Source organism: Niallia sp. Marseille-Q9988, assembly GCF_976954375.1.
Window position 1 is genome coordinate 20,676 of the sequence record NZ_CDRJSZ010000020.1, and the last position, 21,564, is coordinate 42,239.

Consider the following 21,564-nt stretch of genomic DNA (forward strand, 5'->3'; position numbering starts at 1 on the left):
TAGAATAATCATCATAGAATAATAGAAAAAGTCATTAATTTCTTAAAAATCTTAATTGGTTAATATAGAAGGGAGAAGGTTATGAGATTTACAATTACAAAAAAGTTGGGGCTAGGTTTTCTCTTAGTTATTATATGTATTTTATTAATTGCGACTCTCTCTATAACACAAATTGCAAAGGTTGATAAAAACTACACAAATGTGATTGATCAGCAAGTAAATAAGGTAATCATCTTAAAAAACATGAAAATAGACATGTTGCTCCAATCAGATGGTATAAATGGATATTTACTTACAGGAGAAACCTCCTATCTGACAAATTATGATAGTAGTTCGAAAAGACTGGTGAATGATTTTGATACATTAAATAGTATGGAAAACGATGCTACTAGTAAAGACTTATTTGAAAGCATCCAAAAGCTTCAAGCTGATTTTTTAGTTCTAGGTGACAAGGCAGTCCAGGAAAAAATTTTAGAAAATGAAGAAAATTATCTTTCCCTTATTAATCAGTCTAATGACATTCGTACTGAATTTAGTAATCAAACAGATCAGTTAATTAAATATGAAGAAACAAGAATGAGTGAAATAAGAGGCAAAGTAGAAAGTGAAACAAAGATTTATATTTATATAGTCCTTGCAATAAGTGCCTTTGCGATGATTTCAGCAGTCATACTTGCTGTGTGGATTAGTAGAACGATAGCAAGAGGCATGAGAGATTCTTCTCGTATTATCAAAAAGGTTAGTGAAGGGAATCTTACAAAGCAAGAAGTGAAAGGAAAGCGAAATGATGAATTTGGAGAAATGGTCCAATCATTAAGTATAATGAACGATGAATTAGGCTTAATTATCCAGGAGGTAAGAGAGACAGCTAATATCGTTACTGCCAGTAGTACGGAAATGGAAAATAGTGCAAAAGAAACGGCGATTGTGGCGGAACAGGTTTCTAGTATTTCAGAAAAAACGGTAGAACAAGTGGAGAGCCAATTAAACCAATTTCAAATTGCAGTTGAGAATTACAGTCTTATGAATAAAAGCATGGAAGAAATAACCGTACGTAGTTTCAGTATGAAAGAAAAAATGACTGGCTCCATGCAGAAGGCAAAGGACGGTAATCGCTCCATTGATGATGTGGTTCATAAAATGAAGGACATAAGTTATTCTGTTGAAGATTCCTCCCTGACCATCAAAATGCTGGAAGAAAAGTCTGTAGAAATTAAAAAAATTGCTGAATTAATAACGAATGTCGCAGAGCAAACAAATCTATTGGCATTAAATGCAGCCATCGAAGCTGCAAGAGCAGGAGAACATGGTAAAGGATTTTCTGTTGTGGCAGACGAGGTTAGAAAACTTGCTGAAGAGAGCAGTAATTCTGCCCATTTAATTCAACATGTAACGGATACGATTCAAAAGGAAATAAGCCTGGCAGTTGATGGCATGAATAATACTAACTCGATTGTAAGTAAAGGTCTCTTAGAAACGGAAAAAACAAGTATCGCCTTTAAAGAAATTTTTCAATCTGTTTCCGATGTATCAGAAAATGTACAAGAAGTAACGAATGAAATAGAAGAGCTATCAAAAAATAGCAATGAAATGAAGCGGATTATGGAAAGTGTTTATAAAATTTCGGCAGAAAGTATTTCCTTTACACAAGAAACGTCTGCAGCAACAGAGGAGCAGTTAGCATCTATGACCGAGATGACAGATTCAGCTAAAAGGTTATCGGAAATTGCATCAAGGCTTCAAAAAACTGTGTCCCATTTTACATTATAATTAGCTATAAATAGAAAGAGTCGATCTTTTTGTATAAACAAAAGGAAGATCGGCTCTTTTTTAGCAAAAACATGTAATCATCCCTTTACCATGTATCTATAGAATAGAACTATTTCGTTCTATCCTTAACTGTCTGTTTGACAAGCTGGTGTCCGAATACAGATACTCCTGCAGCTATAATGCCGTTAGTAACTGCTTCAAAGCTAAATCCATATGCAAAAGTGGCTAATACAATAGATGCTAGGAGAAGAATCCAAATGATAGACCAATCAGGTATTATTGGCGTTTGCTTAAGAGCATAGCCGATGATCCATAGAACCGGTACTAATATATAATAATGGTCAAGTAAAAAAGATTGTAACCATTCCACAGTATTTTCCCTCCTTTTATTCTATATTACTAGCATATGTACTAAGGAAGAAAAATGATTGTTACATAACCTATGACAGAAAACACTCTAAGAAAAAATCATCTTATTTATTCATACACTGTCCTTTTTCTTTCCTTTCCTCTATTTAGGGAGTGAAAGGAGGTGATGGAGATGGCAGAAGCAATTTGGAATGAATCAAGTATTAAGCTAACGTTTCAAAATGGTATGAAGGAAAACGGGGATCCTAATTATGTAACAAAGACGTTTAGGAATGTTAAGCAAACGGCATCCCCTGAACAGCTAGCTGAGATCGCAGCAAGTTTATCATCGCTAGTTACTTATACTTTATTTTCTATTGAAAGAAATGATGTCTCAGAAATTATTCAGCCGTAGTAACACCTAAATAGGAATGAAAGGAGAATCTTAAATGGCGAAATCATTAGAGTTAACTTTTGAAACGAGTAATGGGAAGTCAACAAAAATTTCCCTTGAAAGTCCTGTTGAACCAGTAGATGCGGAACAAGTATCAACAGTCATGCAAAGTATTATTTCAGCTAATGCATTAAGCAGTGCGAACGGAGAATTAATTGCAGTGAAAGGAATACGCCTTGTTGAAAGAAATGTAACTGATTATGAGATTTAACGATTAGTAACGGTTTTTGAACAAATTGCTTAAGGGCTAATGGTTTCCATGCCAGTAGCCCTAAGGTAATAAAGAGATACTATGAGGAGGAACTTATAATGGAAGACTTGATTTCATTTATAAGCCAAGTTGGATTTCCAATTGTAATCAGTTTCTATTTGCTGAATAGAATTGAAACGAAACTGGATATTATGATCAAATCAATTCAAAGTTTACCCGAATTAATAAAAGGATAGAATGAAAGAGCTTCTCTATTAATTATAATTGTTTGAAAAATGAAAGGGTTTTCTATTGACAATAATAGTTAAAAATGTTAAATTTACATTAACCGTTATTAACGTATTTAGTATGTTATTTATTGATCGAACTTATATTTTAAGAGATTAATAGTTTAATGCTTATGCGATGAAAATGGTAATTAAAAGATGAAGCTAGCAAAGCTTTTTAGGAGGATTTTTTCACATGAAAAACGGTAAAGTTAAATGGTTTAATGCAGAAAAAGGATTTGGTTTTATTGAAGCAGAAGACGGAAATGATGTATTCGTTCACTATTCAGCGATTCAAGTGGAAGGTTTTAAATCTTTAGAAGAAGGCCAAGACGTTTCATTTGAAGTAGTAGAAGGTGCTCGTGGACCTCAAGCTGCTAACGTTACTAAAATATAATAATAGCATTCCTCATATAAAAAAGGTCAGATCTCTTAAAAGGTCTGACCTTTTTCTATACCATATCCCTCATTATATATAACCAGCTCTATTAGATTTATGTAAATAGAAATAATTGGTTTACTTTTTCTCTCATTCCTTCTCTTACAAAATGTTTGCTATAATGATAGAATATATGCTTTTATCTCCATGTAAATGCATTATGACTTTACTGCATGGAATAAATTGAAGTAAATAATAAGCGTAAATGCAGCTTATAAATAGTTGCATTTTCATAGGGTTACAAAAATTATTAGTAATAAGAAGCACTCTGCATATACGTACAATCTGATGAGATTAGAATGTAGCGCCCGATTGTAAACGAAGTGTATACAGGGTGCAGATATAGCAACAAACTTTACGAAAACAGCCAAAAATGCTTTTTCATAAAAAATTTTAGAGGTGAAAATAGTGAAATTTATTCATACTGCCGATTGGCATTTGGGGAAATTAGTTCATGGATTATACATGACAGAAGATCAACGCTTTATGCTGAAACAATTTATGGAGCTGGTAGAGAAAGAAAAGCCAGATGCTGTCATTATTGCAGGCGACTTATATGATCGCTCCATTCCGCCTACAGATGCCGTTAATTTACTGGATGAGGTTTTATATTTTATTAATGTTGAGCTAAATACACCAATACTTGCTATATCTGGAAACCATGATAGTGCAGAAAGATTATCTTTCGGAAGTTCTTGGTACCAGAAAAATCAATTTTATTTAAATGGAAAAATCGAAAATAGCTTTTCACCGGTGTCTTTAGCTGGGGTTAATTTCTACTTAGTACCATATTGCGAGCCAGTAGTAGTCAGAAAAATGCTAGAGGATGATTCGATTCTAAATCATCATGACGCAATGAAAGCCATTATTGGTAAAATGGAAAATAATTTGCAGATTAATGAACCAAATGTGTTGATTGGACATAGCTTTGTACTGGGGGGGAAAACATCTGATTCGGAGCGGATTTTATCTGTCGGTGGATCAGGCTGTGTCGGAGCTGAATTGTTTGCCCCCTTTGCTTATAGTGCTTTAGGTCATTTGCATAGCCCGGAGGCTATTAATCATCAAACGGTTAAATATTCAGGCTCCTTAATGAAATATTCATTTTCCGAAGCGAAGCAAAAGAAATCTGTGTCCATTATTGAAATGGATGAAAAAGGGAATTTTACGCAAAAATATCATGCGCTAACACCGGAGAAAGATATGAGAGAGCTAGAAGGTCATATAGAAGAACTGCTAGATATAAATTTTTATCAGCAACAAAAAGTAGATGATTATTTGAAAATAACTTTGCTTGATGAAGGAGCGATACTTGATCCAATCCAAAAGCTAAGACAAGTCTACCCAAATGTTCTGCACTTAGAAAGAAAAATAGAAAACAAAGATCGAAAAGATAAGTCTGTTTTGCAAGTGCAAAAGGAAATACAGCAAAATGAACTGGAATTATTTGCATCTTTTTACGAAGAAATGACTACTGCAACCTTTTCAGAAGAGAAAAAGGATTGGATGGCGAGTGTTATTAATCAAGTTCTAAGAGAGGAGGGACGAAAATGAGACCATTAAAACTAACCATGCAGGCATTTGGTCCATATGCTCACAAAGAGGTTATTGATTTTACTGTTTTAGGCAATCGTACAATGTTTGTCATCTCTGGAAAAACAGGATCAGGTAAAACTACTATTTTTGATGGGATTAGCTATGCTATTTACGGCAAAGCCAGCGGGGAAGATCGCAATGGGCAAGAATTAAGAAGTCAATTTGCCGATGATTCCTTATTAACAGAAGTCAGTTTTGAATTTAAATTAAAGGAAAAACGTTATCTCATCACTCGATCTCCTCAGCAAGAGAAGAAAAAAGAAAGAGGAGATGGATTTACGACAATTGGTGCGAAAGCTGAACTCTTTACATTCGATGAAGAAGGAAAGGAATTGCTTGTTGCTTCCTCTGTTCGTGATGTAGATGAAAAAGTGAAGGAAATTATGCAAATTGATAGCAATCAATTTCGCCAAATACTGATGATTCCACAAGGGGAATTTCGCAAATTACTTACATCAGACAGTAAAGAAAAAGAGAATATCTTGCAACGTTTATTCCATACAGAAATGTATAAGCGTATTGAAGATAAACTAAAGGAGCAGGCACAAGGACTAAAAAAGGAAGTTGAGCAAAAGGTAATATTACGTACAAATTCACTATCTAAAATAGCTGCAGTATTTAATAAAGATTTAATTGCACAAATGGCACAAGATAGTGAGAACGATGTCGCCATTCTCCCGCTATTAGAGCGAGAAATAGAGTCGATGGAAAAAGAGGTAGGAAGATTACAAACGAAGGTCGACGAGAAAAATAAAGAACGAGATGTCATTAAACAGCATTTATTTGAAGCAGAATCGATAATTAAGCAAATGAAGTTAAAAGAAGATCTTTCCACACGTTTAAAGGAATTGGAAAGTCAGAAAACGGAATATACAGAAATAGAAAAGAAAATCGATTTAGCCCAAAAAGCTGCCGTCCTTGCACAGCAAGAGGAAATTTGTCATCACTTAAAAAGACAAATTGATGATAGAAAAGAAGAAGAAAAGGCAATTCGAACATCTATAGAAGCGCTTAAAGCACAACTAATGGAAGCAGATCAACTATATAAGGAAGAGATAACGAAAGAAGAAGAGCGTAAACAATTAGCTAATTACCTTGTTGAATTGAAAAATATGGAAAAGGATGTTCTGCAGTATGCGGAAGTAGAAGGAAAGCTCCATCAATTAACAAAAGCGATGAAAAGCCATGCTTCTAAACAAGAAATCCTTCAAAAACAACGAAAAGAAAAAGAGATTACTATTCAAAAGTATAAAGAGCGGATAAAACAGCTAGACGGTATGAAGGAATTACTTCTAGATAATAAAGATAAAATTCGGAATCTGCAAACTATATTAGAAAGAATAAATGAATATATGGAAGTAGAACATACTAGCATGAAACGAAAGTCTGATGCCAATTCAAAAAAACAATTGCTAGATCAAGTATTAAATAGATATGATGATGCAAAAGCATTAGTAGAAGAACTTGAAAATAAGTGGATTGCCAACCAATCGCTTATTTTAGCAGCAAGTTTAAAAGTGGATGAAGCATGTCCGGTTTGTGGAAGTGTACATCATCCAAGTCCAGCAACAAATCATCTTCATACCGAAGATTTCTCTGAGGAGGATCGAAAAAGTGCAAAAAAGGATCTTGAAAGCATAGAAAAAGAAAAAACAAAAGCAGAAACTGCTTGGCTTGAGGCCAATACACAATGGAAATGGTATACAGAAGATGCAAAGAATAAGCTAAAAAAGGTTGTCGATGTCTATCCTTTATTTAGTGATGGGGATAGCGAGATAACAGCAAATACAATTAAAAATCAATTGCAGGAATTGAGTCTTGAGCAAAAGAAATTAGAGGCGCAAACAATAGAGATGGAAAAAATGAAGTTGTCTCTATCTGATGTTGAAGTGCAATTTCAAGAAGTGCAAGCACTACTTGAACAAACAACAGAAGTAATAAGAGAAACAACTATTGAATATACGGAACAAAATACAACCTTAAAAAAAATGCAGGATACGATTCCGGCCGACTTGAGAGAATTACCCAAATATAAAAAAGTATCGCAAGAAAGTATGCTGCGGTTAGAAAAATTGGAAGCTCAATTTGCTTTAGCTCAAGAAAAGTTGCAGAATACGAAAGAAAAATCACAAAAGGAGTTAGTTCGTTTAGAAAGCCTAGAAAAACAAATTAGGCAGCTATCCGAAAGCTTACAGACAGAAAGGGATATATTCTTAGAAAAAATGGCAAAGCAAGGGTTTCCAACCTATCGATCCTATGCAGAAAGTAAATTGCAGGAACAAGAAGTAGAAAAGCTAAAAGCAGCGGTTCAAGCATATCGAGAAGAGTGTCGTTCTGCTTCTGATCGCTTAAAGGATTTAGAAGTTGCACTTAAAGATATTGCGGTTCCAAATATAGAAGAGCTCGAAACGAAGCTAACAAGAATAGTGGAAGAAGAAAATAGATTCCAGCAAGAGCATACAAATATGATAATAAAACAAAAAGATAATAAAGAAATCCAAGCACAAGTACTTGAAATAAACCGGAAAGTAAAAGAATTAGAAAATCAATTTAATCTTGTTGGGCATTTATATGATATTTCAAGAGGTCAAAATGCACAAAGAATTACATTTGAGCGCTATGTTCTTGCATCCTTTTTAGATGAAATATTACTTCAAGCGAACAGTAGACTTAAAAAAATGACTAGTGGGCGATATAAGCTTGTCCGAAAGAGTGATCGATCAAAGGGAAATGTGCAAAGTGGATTAGAATTACTCGTATTTGATCAATATACTGGACAAGAAAGGCATGTTAAAACATTATCAGGAGGAGAAAGTTTTAAGGCAGCATTATCCTTAGCATTAGGTTTAAGTGATGTCGTACAAAATTTTGCTGGTGGAATCTCACTGGAAACGATGTTCATTGATGAGGGCTTTGGAACGCTAGATCCAGAGTCGCTAGATCAAGCAATTGAAACACTGATGGATATCCAAAATGCAGGACGATTAGTCGGGGTCATTTCCCACGTTCCTGAATTAAAGGATCGAATGGAAGTTAGATTAGAGGTTATTGCTGGACAGACTGGAAGCACTACTCGCTTTGAATATTTACATTAAAATATGGTAGAGACGGGATGGATAAGTCAGTGGCTGTATTGGCATGTCAAATCTAGAAAAGGGGAATCCTTCTGTCCATGATCTGGCATCTATTTCATGTCCCCAAAAAATTAACTATCGGTCCAAAATCATCGGCTTAATGAATGAAAACAACATCAGAAGTATGGGAGCGTAATTTTGCGAAAAAAAAGAAAGAAGCATGGCAGAAGCATTTTTATATTATTAATTTTTATCTTTATTCTTCTAATATATTGGAAATTAAATGTGCCTGAAAGAGACTATAGTGATGTGCCAATGCCTACTGAATTGAATCCTATTGTAAAGGAAAAGAAAGATATCCTTGTTCAAAAGGCAGGTGATATTGGAATTCGGACTGTCATTACAGAGGACTTTAGAAGTATAGAAGAGCAAGATCGTTTATATGAGCAAGGAAGAACGACAGATGGTTCAATTGTAACCAATGCAAAGGGCGGGGAGTCTTATCATAATTATGGACTAGCAATAGACTTCGCTCTTTTAGATATTAACGGTGTAGTCATCTGGGATATGGACTATGATGGGAATGGAAATGGCAAAAGTGATTGGATGGAAGTGGTTGAAATAGCAAAAGAATTAGGTTTTCAGTGGGGAGGAGACTGGGCTAATTTTAAGGATTATCCCCATTTTCAAATGGATTTTGGATTAACAATGAAAGATTTGCAAAAGGGCAAAAGACCAGAATAACAAAAAGAGGATGACATGATAATGTCATCCTCTTTTTGTTAACAATTTAGACTAATTCACTAAGTAAATAATGATAAATTAATTTTCCTGTTGCTTCAACAGAAGAAAAATGTGTACGTTCATAGGCATGTGAGGAATCAATTCCTGGCCCAATCAACGCATGTTTGATATCGTGACCAGATCGAATGGCAGCAGAAGCATCAGATCCATAATATGGATAAATATCTAGTTGGTATGGTACTTCATGCTTGTCTGCTAATTGAATAAGATGCTTTCTTAAAGCATAATGATAAGGTCCGCTTGAATCCTTCACACAAATGGATACAGTGTACTCGTCTGTTGATTGACCATCTCCCATTGCTCCCATGTCAACAGCCATATATTCAACAGTTTCTACAGGAATATTGGAATTTCCGCCATAGCCAATTTCCTCGTTATTCGAAAGAAGAAAGTTTGTTGTATACGGTAATTCAATGTTATTTTCTTTCAATTTTTTTATTAATAGTAAAAGAATCGCTGCACTCGCTTTATCATCTAAATGTCTTGATTTAATAAAGCCAGAAGGAGTAACCTCTACACGTGGGTAAAAAGATACAAAGTCACCCACAGCAATGCCAAGGTTATTCACTTCTTCTTGATTCTTAACCATTTCGTCAATGCGAACTTCCATATTGGCTTGATTACGCTCAAGCGTTCTGGCTTCTTTATATACATGGACAGATGCTTGATGAAGAAGGATTGTTCCTGTATATGTCATACCAGAAGAAGTTTCGATTATACAATTTTCTCCTTCAATGCTATTGTATGTGAAACCGCCAATTAAATCTAAGCGCAGTCTGCCGTTCGGTTTGATTTCCTTTACCATCGCTCCAAGTGTATCAACATGTGCAGTAAGCATGCGCTGTTTGTCTGTAATTTTTCCAGGAAGTGTCGCAATCAATCCTCCTTTATTATTTTGATAAGTAGAAATATTGGCCTCTTTTAAATATTTCTCTATAAATTGAATAATTGTTTCTGTATTCCCTGATGGACTAGTGACATTAAGCAATTGCTCTAATAGAGCTAAATATTCTTTTTGATCAATATGTATCAAATGAAATTCCTCCTTTTACTATCTACACCATTATACTATTAAAAAAATGAATATTAAATATGCTTGTTCGCTGTTTATCATACTTATGAATGGGGAAGAAAGAGAGGGCTGTGAGTATTTACCATTTTCATTTTAGAAAATATCTGCTATTATTCATTCTTGTCGAAAAAACACAAATTCTGTTCTTTTCGCCCTATTTTTCGTATAAATATAGATATTGCTGGAAATATTCATTAATTTAATGTAAGATGTGATTAATTTGAAATCTACTTTATGTAAATTTCTATTAATAGGAAGTAAAAGGAATAACCATTTTGAAAATGATATGTTATAATGGATAACGGCATTTTCATTAGCTGCTACTTCTTAACTAGGATGAACAAAAGGAAGGGCAGTAACATATGTAGATAAGGTAGCACTAATTAAGGGAAAATAAACAAATTACTTTAGAAATTGTAAATTTTGAATTGAGGTGAACGGGATTGAAAGGTACAGCAGAATTATTTCGTAAAATGTTATCTAAACATTCTTCTTTCTTTTTAATCGCCATATTTTTATTTTGGATGAAAACGTATATTGGATATAAGGTAGAGTTCAGCATTGGTGTACAAGGACCTATGCAGGAATTTCTATTATTTATTAATCCATTAAGCTCTGCACTTCTCTTTATCGGACTTGCTTTATTTGTTAAAGGGAAAGCACAGCCTGTTTATATTACGATTAATACAGCGTTAATGTCTGCTTTATTGTATGCAAACATTGTGTATTATCGATTTTTTACAGACTTTATAACAGTTCCAGTTGTAATGCAGGTAAAAGTTAATGGTGGACAGTTAAGTGACAGTATTTTATCATTACTTAAACCATATGATATTCTTTATTTCCTAGATGTTATTATTTTAATCGTCTTACTAGCAACAAAAGCGTATAAACCTACGATACAAAAAAATAGAAGAGCAGCAAAATCTGTTTTTGCACTAGCTATTTTGACATTTGTTATTAATTTAGGATTAGCAGAGGCAGATCGCCCGCAATTATTAAGTCGTTCATTTGATAGAAATTATTTAGTAAAATATTTAGGCGCATACAACTTTACCATTTATGATATCGTGCAAAACGCTAGATCTGAAAGTCAAAGAGCTTTAGCCGATAGCAGTGATATTACTGAAGTGCAAAACTTTATAAGTGCTAATTATGCTGAGCCAAATGATAAATATTTTGGAGTGGCTGAAGGTAAAAACGTTATTTACGTTTCATTGGAATCACTGCAAAGCTTTATTATTAATTATGAATTAAACGGAGAAGAAGTAACGCCGTTTTTAAACTCGTTAATTAAAGATGATAATACTTTCTATTTTGATAACTTTTTCCACCAAACAGGGCAGGGAAAAACCTCTGATGCTGAATTCATGATGGAGAATTCCTTATATGGAATGTCTCAAGGAGCTGTTTTTGTAAATAAAGCACAAAATACCTTACAATCAGCACCCGCCATTCTTAAAGGGGAAGGATATACTTCTGCTGCGTTCCATGGTAACTATAAAACTTTCTGGAATCGTAATGAAATGTATAAAACGATAGGGTACGATTATTTCTTTGATGCTGAGTATTATGATATGTCAGAGGAAAATACGAAAAATTATGGAATGAAGGATATCCCGTTCTTCGAACAAAGTATGCCTTTACTTGAAGGATTAAAGCAGCCTTTTTATACGAAGTTTATTACGTTATCCAACCACCATCCATTCGAAATGGATGAAGGCGATACGGACTTCCCAGCAGGGGACTTTGGTGATAATGCCGTAAACCATTATTTCCAATCAGCTCATTATTTAGATGAATCGATTCGCTTATTCTTTGAAGAATTAAAAGAATCTGGATTATATGATAATACAGTTATTGTTATGTACGGTGACCATTATGGTATTTCTGAAAATCATAATAAAGCAATGGCTCAAGTGCTTGGCGTCGATGAAGTAACACCATTTATGAACACACAGCTACAGCGAGTACCGTTATTTATCCATGTACCAGGTGTAGAAGGAAATGTAGTAAGTGAATTTGGTGGCGAAGTAGATGTTATGCCAACATTAATGCATCTTCTAGGTATTGATACAAAGGATTATTTACAAGTAGGTTCTGATTTACTATCTGAACAGCATCGTGAAACAGTTCCATTTAGAAATGGTGACTATGTGTCTCCAACCCTAACAAAAATTGGTGATAACTATTATAATGCTGATGGCGAGTTAGTTGATGCAGAACAAGGTGCTGAACAAGCAGAAGCAGCTGCTGCAGAATTACAAGCATCAGACAACATTGTCATGAAAGATTTATTAAGATTCCATCAGCCGGATGGATTCACGCCAATTAATCGTGATGATTATAATTATATAAAAGGTTCTACAACAACAACTGAAACTGAGGAATCAGTAGAAGAATAATGTGAAATAAAAAACCTCTTTCCAATTTGGAAAGAGGTTTTTTTGTCTTTAAAAAGAAAGGCAGAAAAATACTATAATAGATAATCTCTAAAGCCAAAGAATCTATAATTCTTTGGCTGAAATACGGATGTTTGAAGCTGTTTTTTTTGCTTATAAAAAGGCTCTAAATGTTCAAAAATATTTCATCAAATTCTTTTAAAAAAGACTTGCAGGTTAAGAAGGATGAGAGTATGATAACAATGAATATTTCAGAAATTGAAATAATTTTGATAAGAAAAAGGATGATATAGGAATGATGGAATCAGAACAGACGAATTCAGAAAATGAAAGGCTAAGCATCAAGAATGGAGTTTACACAACGATAATTTTGAACATCTCTAATAACTATTTTCCACTCTTTGCAATAAGTGTTTTAGGAGCAACCAATTATCAAGTTGGTTTAATTAGCTCGCTTCCTCCATTTATTGGAATGTTTGCGATGATTATTGGTTCATTGATCATTAATAGGCTTCAGGAGAAGAAGATGTTTACCGTGTATTCTTTTTTAGCTGCAAGGCTTTTTTTAGTTGGTATTGCATTAGTCGTTTTTATACCTGATAAATATCAAGTAATCGTCTTTATTGTTTTGGTTGGGATCATGAATTTTCCTTTTTCCTTTGCGAATTTAAGCTGGCAGGCATTTATAGGGGACATTATTCAAGAAGATAGACGAAGTGATTTTTTTAGCACAAGAAATAAAATGATGACTTTAATCGGGATGATCTCTACTTTTTTTATTGGCATATTTCTTCAATTTTTTGATAAAACAGATTCAATTCCTTTTGTTGGATTATATTTATTAGCTTTTGTATTAGGTTTGCTTGAAATAAATTATTTGAAGAAGCATGTGGAGCCGAAAAAGAAAGAATTGCCTAAAAAAAGGACTACGCATTTTGGGATTTCTGTGTTTAGAAATAAAGCTTTTTTATATTTTATCATTAGCGCCTTGTTTTTTAATTTTGCATGGCAAATGTGTTGGACCTTGTTTAGTATCTATCAAATAAAATACGCTGGAGCTACAGGATTATGGATCAGTTTATTTGCCGTTGCTAATTCAATTGGTCAAATTATTAGTTTTAAATGGTGGGCAAGAATGGCAGATAAACATTCCAATGCAAAGATGCTTATCTTAGTATCGCTTGGAATGGCAATCGCCCCATTCATCACGATCTTTTCAACCAATCTTGTTTTTCTTGTGATAACGAATATATTTGCTGGATTATTTGTGTCAGGTACTGTCTTAATGCTATTTAATCAATTATTGGATGTGACAAATGAGGATAATCGCAGTTTATGTATTTCTAATTATAATATTTTACTTGCGTTTGTTGCTTTTATTGCCCCACAATTTGGTGTATTTATTTTGGAAACAACGAATATTTATACAGCGATGAATATTTCTGGATTTTTACGAGCTTTTAGTGGGATATTTTTCTTTTTCCTCTATATATATTTAAAGAGGAGAGAAGGAGTTTCATTCAAACGCAAGATGGCAAAAATATAAATACACATAATAAATCCCATATCCGTAAAGGCTATGGGATGTCTATGCTTATTAAAGTGGAAAATTAATTCGGAATATGTTAAAATAAATGAATCTTTTAGTGATATCAATTTATCTTCAGTAAAATTCATATAATTTATCTATTATAATGATATCACATAATTGTTCTGCTTGTCAAGATAATTGATTAGGGGTGTATGCAATATGAGTAATAAAGAAGCGAAAGAAAAGGTCCAGGAACAAAAGAGGATAGATTTTGTTCGCAAGGAAATCGACGATAAGTTGAATGTGATGGAAAAAGACATTCACAATATTGGCGGTGATGTTGGTCAATTACGTTCAACCTTTTGGGAGGATGTTACGGTAAACCTTGATGAACCAGATGATGTTATTGAAACCTTTACGAGTATAAAACAACAAGCAGAGCTCCTTGGAGAACGGGAACGAACTTATGGGCAAATTCATCAGCAACAAAAGGTTCTTCAAAAATTGAAGGATACTCCTTACTTTGGCAGAATTGATTTCGATGAGGAAGGGGAAGGCACAGAAGAAATATATATTGGCATTGCTTCTTTTATGGATAAAAAAAATGAGACATTTTATATCTATGATTGGCGAGCTCCTATTTCAAGTGTTTATTATGATTATTCGCCAGGACCAGCATCTTATGAAACGCCTGGTGGGAAAATTGAGGGTGATTTACTATTAAAAAGACAATTTATCATCCGAGACGGGAAGCTTATCAGTTTATTTGATACAGGAGTAACGATTGGAGATGAGCTATTGCTTGAAGTACTTGGCAATAATGCTAATTCCATGATGAAATCAATCGTTGCGACGATTCAAAAGGAACAGAATCAAATTATACGCAATGAAAAAAGCAAATACTTACTTGTGCAGGGCGTGGCAGGAAGCGGAAAAACATCTGCTGCATTGCAACGTGTAGCTTATTTGTTATACAAGCATCGTGATACATTGAAATCAGATAATATTATGCTGTTTTCACCTAACCCATTATTTAATAGCTACGTGTCTACAGTCTTGCCGGAGCTTGGGGAAGAAAATATGCGCCAGTCTACTTTTTATGAGTATTTACAATCACGAATTGGAAAATCTTTTCAAGTAGAGGATTCCTTTTCCCAATTAGAATATTTGTTAACGGAAACGGACTCACTAAAAAAAGAAAATAGATTAAAAAGTATTCAGTTTAAAAGTAGTAAAGCGTTTAAAAAGCTTATCGATGAGTATTTAGATAATTTACATAAAGATGGTGTCGTATTTAAGGATATCGTATTTCAAAACAAAGTATTTATATCAAGTGAAGAATTGATGAGAAAATTTTATGAAATGGAGAGCCATATATCCATACCAAACCGAATGCAATTATTAATTGAATGGGCCCAAAAAGAAATGAAAAAGCATGCAAGAACCGAAAGAAAACAAGGTTGGGTTGATAACGAAATGGAGCTGTTGGATAAAGAGGAGTATTTGGAAGCATTTCATGCAGCTCAAAAAGAAGAAGACTTCGACTATTTCGATCAAGAGGAAAAATTCTTGCGGAAAATTATTGTTAATAAGCACTTTAAGTCTATCTATGCGGCTATTAAAAAATTGCGATTTATTGATGTTTCTGCTATGTATAAAGGGATTTTCGATTTAAGCTGTCCTGCACAATTAACGATGGACGAATGGAGAAGGATTGGCGAGCAAACCATCTTAAACCTGCAAAATAGAACACTGTCGTACGAAGATGCTACACCTTTTGCGTATTTAAAGGATAAATTGGAAGGAAAAAAATCCACTTCGGGAATTCGTCAAGTATTTATTGATGAAGCACAAGATTATTCTGATTTTCAAATTAATTACTTAAAAGAGCTATTTCCTTATAGCAAAATGACGCTACTTGGCGACATTAATCAAGCAATATATGCCCACCAGCATAATGAGATTGTTGCTAATGGAAAAAAGGAAGATGTCGAAAGCATCGTTTTAATGAAAAGCTATCGTTCGACCAAGGAAATTGTGGAGTTTACAAGAGGCCTTGCTGTAAATGGAGACAAAATCGAACCTTTTAATCGTCATGGTGAAAAACCACATGTAGTAAGTGTAGGAGATTCGGCTAAGCAAATAGATGATTTATTAAAGCGAATCGAAGACTGGAAGGGTAATGGCTATAAAACAATTGCAGTTATTTGTAAAACGATTAAAGAAAGCAGTAAAGTATACGAAATGCTTAAAGAGAAAGTAGAAGCAAGATTTATTCAAAAGGGCACCACATCCTATGAAAAAGGCATTTCCGTTATCCCTGCTTATTTAGCTAAAGGAATCGAGTTTGATGGAGTGATTCTTTATAATGCATCAAGCTATAAGGGCGATTTAGAAAAGGAATTGTTTTACACAGCCTGCACAAGAGCCATGCATGGATTAGCTATGTATATAGAAGATGGAATTCTGAATCCATATTTTGAGTGGATAAAGGAAGATACTTATGAGTTAATTGATGGAAGATAATATTTTTCTAAAAAAAGATAGATGAATTTAAAAGTGGTTGGAAGTAATAAGTAAAACGGAGCAGCCGAAATACACGAACTCGATGTTTCGCGAAACAGGGGAGAGCCCCTGTGACAAAGTGTATTTTGGCTGCTGCTTTATTAGTAAGTAATTTTTTTGGTTTTCTTACCAGACTTCTGCAAGTTCAAACCAATAATGGCAAATAGTTTGTAAGCCTTTATCATAATTTTCTAAATGGAAATGTTCATTTGGGGCGTGGAAATTTTCATCTGGTAATCCAAATCCCATTAACACAACAGGCAGATTTAAAATTTGGTCAAATGCTGCAACAATTGGAATAGATCCACCACCACGCGTATAGGAAGTTGGCACCTTATACACTGTTTCATAAGCTTTGCCAGCTGCTTGTATCGCTTTATGATCAAATGGCGTAACAAAAGGAGTACCTTTATCAAATAATTGAACTGTTACATCTACACCCTTTGGTTTATGAGCCTCAATATGTTTCTCTAATAATGCAACTATTTCTTCAGGATCCTGAGCAGGCACAAGTCTACAGGTAATTTTTGCACTAGCTTCTGAAGGGATAACGGTTTTTACGCCAGTTCCTTGAAAGCCACCTTTTATTCCATTGATTTCAAGAGTAGGACGCACCCAAAGCCTTTCTAAAGTAGAAAATCCTTCTTCACCGAATAGAGTAGGGGAGCCAGTTTGCTCGATGAAAGTGTCATCTGAAATTTGCAATGCTTTAAAGGCTTCCTTTTCATCTGGTGTTAAAGGTGTTACACGATCATAAAATCCTTCTACAGCAATTACTCCATTTTGATCGTGAAAGCTTGCTAATAGCCCGCTTATGGCAGCAATTGGATTTTGAATCGCTCCTCCAAATAATCCAGAATGAAGATCACTTCTTGGACCTTTAACATGAATTTCCATGCCACATAAACCACGAAGACCATAGCAAATGGTTGGTTTCCCTTGTTCTATCATCCCCGTATCGGAAATAACAATCACATCAGCACCTAATAACTCCTTGTTTTCTTCTACAAAGAGAGGAAGGGTAGGACTGCCAACTTCCTCTTCTCCTTCTATGCAAAATTTTATATTTACTGGAAGAGAACCATTTGTTTGAAGAATCCCTTCAATAGCTTTAATATGCATAAAAACCTGTCCCTTATCATCACTTGCACCTCTTGCATAGAGTTTCTCATCTCGTATTTCAGGTGAGAAAGGGGGAGTATCCCATAGTTCTAGTGGGTCGACTGGCTGTACATCATAGTGCCCATATACTAATACAGTAGGTTTTCCTTCTGCATGAAGCCAATCTGCATAAACAACTGGATTGCCTTTTGTTTGATAGATGGAAGCATTTTCTAAGCCTGCATTCGTAAGTGCCTGTACTAACCATTCAGCTGTTTTCTGTATATCTTCTTTATGCTCGGGGAGGGCACTGATACTTTCCAATGATAAGAAAGAAAATAATTCTTCCAAGTGGACATTTCGCTTCTCTTTTAAATAATCTTCAATCATTTTCATTTCTGTATTCCTCCAATTATTTCGATATGAAAAATAAATTCGTTATATAAAAAGAATATCCTCTTTTTTAGAAAATAAAATATATTGAAAAATCATAAATGATGATGTAAAATTACACCATTAGATGAAATTGTAAGAATTAAGGCTTGTTAAGAAGAAAGGATGCATGGAATGCAGAAGAATACGATTGCCATTTTTAATCGCATTTTGGAAATTTTATATACAAAGCAATACATATCAAACGAAAGTTATATGGACATAACTGCTGGCTTTGAACGGTATATAACAGATGAAGAGAAAAAGAAGGAGCTAGAAAAGGAAGGATTAGAAAAAAAACCTGTAAAAAAAGTAATTGTGAAAAAGCAGCCTGTAAAGGAAAAGAAAAAGTATACTGCTGAACAGCTCCGTGAACGAAATATAGGGGTGATGCTTTATTTAGGAGTAGCACTACTGCTAATAGGCGGGTTAGTCGTTGCGACTAGTAATTGGGACTCTATGCCAGGATGGATGAAAGCAGTATCGATCTTTTTTGTTTCGATTTTATTTTTTGGGGTTGGTTTATTATCGAAAAAAATTATCAAAATTGATCATACTGCATTTGCTTTCTTTCTCCTTGGGAGTCTTTTTTTGCCAATAGGATTTGTTTCCGTCAGCTTTTTTCAGCTAGCAGGGGACTATCTTTCTATGCATGGTGAAGGTCGATTTTTATTAGGGGTAATAGCTGGATTGGTATTATTCCCAATCTATACTGCTCTAGCTGTTTATTTAAAGTCTGGTCTATATAAAATCCTGACCATTGGGACAATAACTGGAACGCTTGCTTTTCTCTTTGCTTTCCTCCCGTTAGCTCAAGATGGATTCTTCTTTTTTATGATAATCTATCAATTTATATTGATATATGTTTTATTGAAGTGTCAGCATTTAAAATGGATACAATACTTTCAGAAGGAACTGACACCAATTGTTCAACTACAGTTAATTTTAACTGCATTATTTATGACATTTCTATTTGATAGCAGTATGATAAATGGTTTTTATTATTTAGTAATCAGCAGTCTTTTCATGATGACCGTTGCGTTAACGAAACGAAAGCATGATCATTTTTTTATTACCATTGCAATTGCGTTTGGTCTTTATCGAATTTTCACCAATCCAATTCTTCAAGACTTATTACCAGTAGCTTTTGCTTGCTTTAGTATTCTCCTTCTCTTTTTTGTGTTTATCTTAAAAGAGAAGCTGGAATGGGGAAAAGTTTGGGAGTTTACAAGCTTTGTCATTGCACTTGCCACTTTTTTCGTAACTATTGTATTTTATGGGGAACTTTTTCTCGAAGGCAGTATGTATTTAGTGTTTGCTTATCTCTTACTGGCCGTTGAATTTCTTCTTTTAACGAAAAAACTAACATATTCGTTTATTCGTTATTTGCCAGTTCTTTTTTTGAACCTAGCTTTATGGAATATAGCTGTATTGTTTTCGTTAATAAACGATGTTGATAGCTTATTCCTTGTAATCTATGGAATAAATATAGTGCTATTATTTCTGTTAGGCATATTTAATAAGTGGCATTATTTACAAGATATTAGAAAGGAATCTACCATCTATAATGTATCCTGGATGGTGTTAATAGCCTTTTTATCAACAGCAATTTTTATTGGAAAGTGGTATATTCCTGTCATGATAGGAGGAATAGCATTAAGTCTATATTTAGGAAGGCGCTTGATAAGAAATAAAACGCATAACCAACTCCTTTCCTATCTCATTCCGATTACTGTTTTTGGTGTTTATTTTACGACTGCAGAGACATTCAGCTTTATACAAGAACAAGGACTATCGTTATCGATTGCGATAGGAAGTATATTCACCGTCATAACTGGAAGTTTGTATGAAAGACTGGATAAGAACATGGGAAGGATTGGTTATTATATTGGTCAAATCTTGTACGGCTTTGGATTGCTTCTAATTCTTGAATATTTCACATTAAACAAATGGGTCACAACTGGAATGTATTTAGTAGCAATCCTTGTTTTTTACGATTTATATCGAAAAATAAAAAACAATCTTATCGCATGGCTAATTGGTATTGTTAGTTTGATTAGCTATTTAACCCTTGTTGGTTCTATTTGGAACAGTGATACATTTCTTTTTGAAACGCTTATGAAGTATGGATGGATTGGCCTGTTTATTATTGCGTTAGGGCTAAAACATACATCATTTAAGCTTCCATTCCTAACGATTTCCCATGTGTATATTATTGGAAGTATGGTCATTGATCGTTTATTTATAGGAAGTGATTCCTTCCTTCCGTTTATCTATTTGTTCATTGTTTATAGCATAAGTATCTATTTAGTTGCGAATAAATATGTGAAAATGGCTTTTCGATATGGTAGCTATCTATCTAGTTATCTCTTTCTAGCGACAATTATCTCATTTGATTTTGCAGGAGGAAATTCGTATCAACTTGCATTTATGGTACTGTCAATTGTTTTATTTGGTTTGTACTTTCTAACACAGAATAAGGTAGGGCTTCTTTACTTTTTTCTACCATTTAGTGTATTAGGGATTATTTCTTGGCTGTTTGCTTACCCATTTTCGACGGTCAGTTATTTTGTAATCCTACTATATATTATGATTGTGCTGCTTGTAATTCATTTGGAGAAACTGCATTTATTCTCCATTGGAGGAGTTGTCTTCCTGCTTATCAATAATGAAATATTGATGTATGCAAAGGAGTTTATCCCATTTGATCGTTATGTATTTACTTGTGTTTGGGGAGTAATGTTTTTGTTTATAAGTACGACAGTCTACTCGTCCATATTGAAGTGGAAGGAAGATGGGGAAAAATGGATTGATTTTTATCTAATTGGTAGTATCCTTTCTACAATATCGTTATTTGGAGTGGAAACAACCTTTAATTGGGATATTATAATACCAGGATTGTTCCTTTCTTTTCTAGCTTATTTGCAAATTAAACGAGTTAAAAAAGAAATCGAATGGATACCTAAACTTGTAAGCATATATTTGTTGCTCGTTCCGTATTATTCGTTTCTAATGATTATTACTATCAAAGAATATATTGTGACAGAGTTAGTTGTATTGCCTTGGATAATCATGGTAATTGCTACAAAGAAAATAATAAGTAAGCTAATGACATTACACTATATTGAATGGGGAGTGATCGTTATTGTAGCTCTTATATTAGCTATAGATGGATATATTTCCCATACTATCTATGATGCGATAATCTTAGGTGGTCTTGCTATTTTGTCCATTCTCTCTGGTTTTTACTTCCGGTATAAATCCTATTTCTTTGTTGGTATTGGTGTACTTGTTCTCAATGTTTTGTTACAAACAAGACCATATTGGGGGAATTTCCCATGGTGGGTGTATTTATTAATTGCTGGGTCCATTCTCATTGCGATTGCAAGTATTTACGAAATGCAAAAACAAGGGAAGCAGCCTTTAGCTATTACAAAGCTCCTTGATTGGAAAAATAGATTACTGCTATTTTTAAAAACATGGAAATAATATAATGGCC

15 protein-coding genes are annotated in these 21,564 nt (G+C 34.0%); 12 read left to right on the forward strand and 3 right to left on the reverse strand.

Annotated elements, in window-relative coordinates; translation table 11 throughout:
• The first annotated feature begins 81 nt into the window (after positions 1 to 81).
• Positions 82 to 1,770, forward strand: a complete 1,689-nt coding sequence (locus tag ACWNMZ_RS23880; RefSeq protein ID WP_031537597.1) for a methyl-accepting chemotaxis protein — start codon at positions 82 to 84, stop codon at positions 1,768 to 1,770.
• Positions 1,771 to 1,879: 109 nt separating this feature from the next.
• On the opposite strand, the gene ACWNMZ_RS23885 is transcribed toward ACWNMZ_RS23880, so the two are convergent.
• On the reverse strand, positions 1,880 to 2,140 hold the full coding sequence (locus ACWNMZ_RS23885; RefSeq protein WP_031537598.1) for a phage holin family protein: 261 nt from the start codon (positions 2,138 to 2,140) through the stop codon (positions 1,880 to 1,882).
• 171 nt (positions 2,141 to 2,311) lie between these two features.
• Here ACWNMZ_RS23885 and ACWNMZ_RS23890 point away from each other — a divergent pair, with 171 nt between their 5' ends.
• The 7 genes from ACWNMZ_RS23890 to ACWNMZ_RS23920 all read left to right on the forward strand — a co-directional run bounded on the left by ACWNMZ_RS23890 (position 2,312) and on the right by ACWNMZ_RS23920 (position 8,902).
• Positions 2,312 to 2,533: a DUF1659 domain-containing protein gene (locus tag ACWNMZ_RS23890; RefSeq protein WP_031537599.1), complete on the forward strand. Its 222-nt coding sequence runs from the start codon at positions 2,312 to 2,314 to the stop codon at positions 2,531 to 2,533.
• Between the two features lie 34 nt (positions 2,534 to 2,567).
• Positions 2,568 to 2,783, forward strand: coding sequence for a DUF2922 domain-containing protein (locus ACWNMZ_RS23895; protein WP_031537600.1), 216 nt, complete (start codon positions 2,568 to 2,570; stop codon positions 2,781 to 2,783).
• A gap of 98 nt (positions 2,784 to 2,881) precedes the next feature.
• On the forward strand, positions 2,882 to 3,019 hold the full coding sequence (locus ACWNMZ_RS23900) for a YvrJ family protein (protein WP_031537601.1): 138 nt from the start codon (positions 2,882 to 2,884) through the stop codon (positions 3,017 to 3,019).
• A gap of 226 nt (positions 3,020 to 3,245) precedes the next feature.
• Positions 3,246 to 3,446 carry a cold-shock protein gene (locus tag ACWNMZ_RS23905; RefSeq protein WP_031537602.1) on the forward strand — a complete coding sequence of 67 codons (201 nt, stop codon included), beginning with the start codon at positions 3,246 to 3,248 and terminating at the stop codon, positions 3,444 to 3,446.
• 450 nt (positions 3,447 to 3,896) lie between these two features.
• Positions 3,897 to 5,042, forward strand: a complete 1,146-nt coding sequence (locus tag ACWNMZ_RS23910; RefSeq protein WP_031537604.1) for an exonuclease SbcCD subunit D — start codon at positions 3,897 to 3,899, stop codon at positions 5,040 to 5,042.
• A complete protein-coding gene (locus ACWNMZ_RS23915; protein ID WP_251630079.1) occupies positions 5,039 to 8,179 on the forward strand; it encodes an AAA family ATPase in 3,141 nt (1,046 codons plus the stop codon). Before ACWNMZ_RS23910 ends, ACWNMZ_RS23915 begins: the two co-directional genes overlap by 4 nt.
• A gap of 177 nt (positions 8,180 to 8,356) precedes the next feature.
• Positions 8,357 to 8,902 carry a M15 family metallopeptidase gene (locus ACWNMZ_RS23920; RefSeq protein WP_031537607.1) on the forward strand — a complete coding sequence of 182 codons (546 nt, stop codon included), beginning with the start codon at positions 8,357 to 8,359 and terminating at the stop codon, positions 8,900 to 8,902.
• 46 nt (positions 8,903 to 8,948) lie between these two features.
• On the opposite strand, the gene ACWNMZ_RS23925 is transcribed toward ACWNMZ_RS23920, so the two are convergent.
• A complete protein-coding gene (locus ACWNMZ_RS23925) occupies positions 8,949 to 9,995 on the reverse strand; it encodes a M42 family metallopeptidase (RefSeq protein WP_031537609.1) in 1,047 nt (348 codons plus the stop codon).
• Positions 9,996 to 10,507: 512 nt separating this feature from the next.
• On the opposite strand from ACWNMZ_RS23925, the gene ACWNMZ_RS23930 reads away from it, so the two are divergent.
• From ACWNMZ_RS23930 to helD, 3 genes are all read left to right on the forward strand, one after another.
• Positions 10,508 to 12,439, forward strand: a complete 1,932-nt coding sequence (locus tag ACWNMZ_RS23930; protein ID WP_251629944.1) for an LTA synthase family protein — start codon at positions 10,508 to 10,510, stop codon at positions 12,437 to 12,439.
• A gap of 292 nt (positions 12,440 to 12,731) precedes the next feature.
• Positions 12,732 to 13,982, forward strand: a complete 1,251-nt coding sequence (locus tag ACWNMZ_RS23935; protein WP_251629934.1) for an MFS transporter — start codon at positions 12,732 to 12,734, stop codon at positions 13,980 to 13,982.
• 204 nt (positions 13,983 to 14,186) lie between these two features.
• Positions 14,187 to 16,493: an RNA polymerase recycling motor HelD gene (gene helD, locus ACWNMZ_RS23940; protein WP_251629936.1), complete on the forward strand. Its 2,307-nt coding sequence runs from the start codon at positions 14,187 to 14,189 to the stop codon at positions 16,491 to 16,493.
• Positions 16,494 to 16,658: 165 nt separating this feature from the next.
• Here helD and ACWNMZ_RS23945 read toward each other — a convergent pair whose 3' ends face one another.
• Positions 16,659 to 18,029: a dipeptidase gene (locus ACWNMZ_RS23945; RefSeq protein ID WP_031537615.1), complete on the reverse strand. Its 1,371-nt coding sequence runs from the start codon at positions 18,027 to 18,029 to the stop codon at positions 16,659 to 16,661.
• Between the two features lie 171 nt (positions 18,030 to 18,200).
• Between ACWNMZ_RS23945 and ACWNMZ_RS23950 the strand changes: the two genes are divergently transcribed.
• Positions 18,201 to 21,554 carry a hypothetical protein gene (locus tag ACWNMZ_RS23950; protein ID WP_449598938.1) on the forward strand — a complete coding sequence of 1,118 codons (3,354 nt, stop codon included), beginning with the start codon at positions 18,201 to 18,203 and terminating at the stop codon, positions 21,552 to 21,554.
• The last annotated feature ends 10 nt before the right edge of the window (positions 21,555 to 21,564 follow it).

Bases quoted from the DNA above. Each gene is read 5' to 3' on its own strand.
- ACWNMZ_RS23950 (WP_449598938.1), top strand. From the start codon at position 18,201: ATGCAGAAGAATACGATTGCCATTTTTAATCGCATTTTGGAAATTTTA.
- ACWNMZ_RS23895 (WP_031537600.1), top strand. From the start codon at position 2,568: ATGGCGAAATCATTAGAGTTAACTTTTGAAACGAGTAATGGGAAGTCA.
- ACWNMZ_RS23945 (WP_031537615.1), bottom strand. From the start codon at position 18,029: ATGAAAATGATTGAAGATTATTTAAAAGAGAAGCGAAATGTCCACTTG.
- ACWNMZ_RS23930 (WP_251629944.1), top strand. From the start codon at position 10,508: ATGTTATCTAAACATTCTTCTTTCTTTTTAATCGCCATATTTTTATTT.
- ACWNMZ_RS23890 (WP_031537599.1), top strand. From the start codon at position 2,312: ATGGCAGAAGCAATTTGGAATGAATCAAGTATTAAGCTAACGTTTCAA.
- ACWNMZ_RS23935 (WP_251629934.1), top strand. From the start codon at position 12,732: ATGATGGAATCAGAACAGACGAATTCAGAAAATGAAAGGCTAAGCATC.
- ACWNMZ_RS23880 (WP_031537597.1), top strand. From the start codon at position 82: ATGAGATTTACAATTACAAAAAAGTTGGGGCTAGGTTTTCTCTTAGTT.
- ACWNMZ_RS23900 (WP_031537601.1), top strand. From the start codon at position 2,882: ATGGAAGACTTGATTTCATTTATAAGCCAAGTTGGATTTCCAATTGTA.
- helD (WP_251629936.1), top strand. From the start codon at position 14,187: ATGAGTAATAAAGAAGCGAAAGAAAAGGTCCAGGAACAAAAGAGGATA.
- ACWNMZ_RS23915 (WP_251630079.1), top strand. From the start codon at position 5,039: ATGAGACCATTAAAACTAACCATGCAGGCATTTGGTCCATATGCTCAC.
- ACWNMZ_RS23905 (WP_031537602.1), top strand. From the start codon at position 3,246: ATGAAAAACGGTAAAGTTAAATGGTTTAATGCAGAAAAAGGATTTGGT.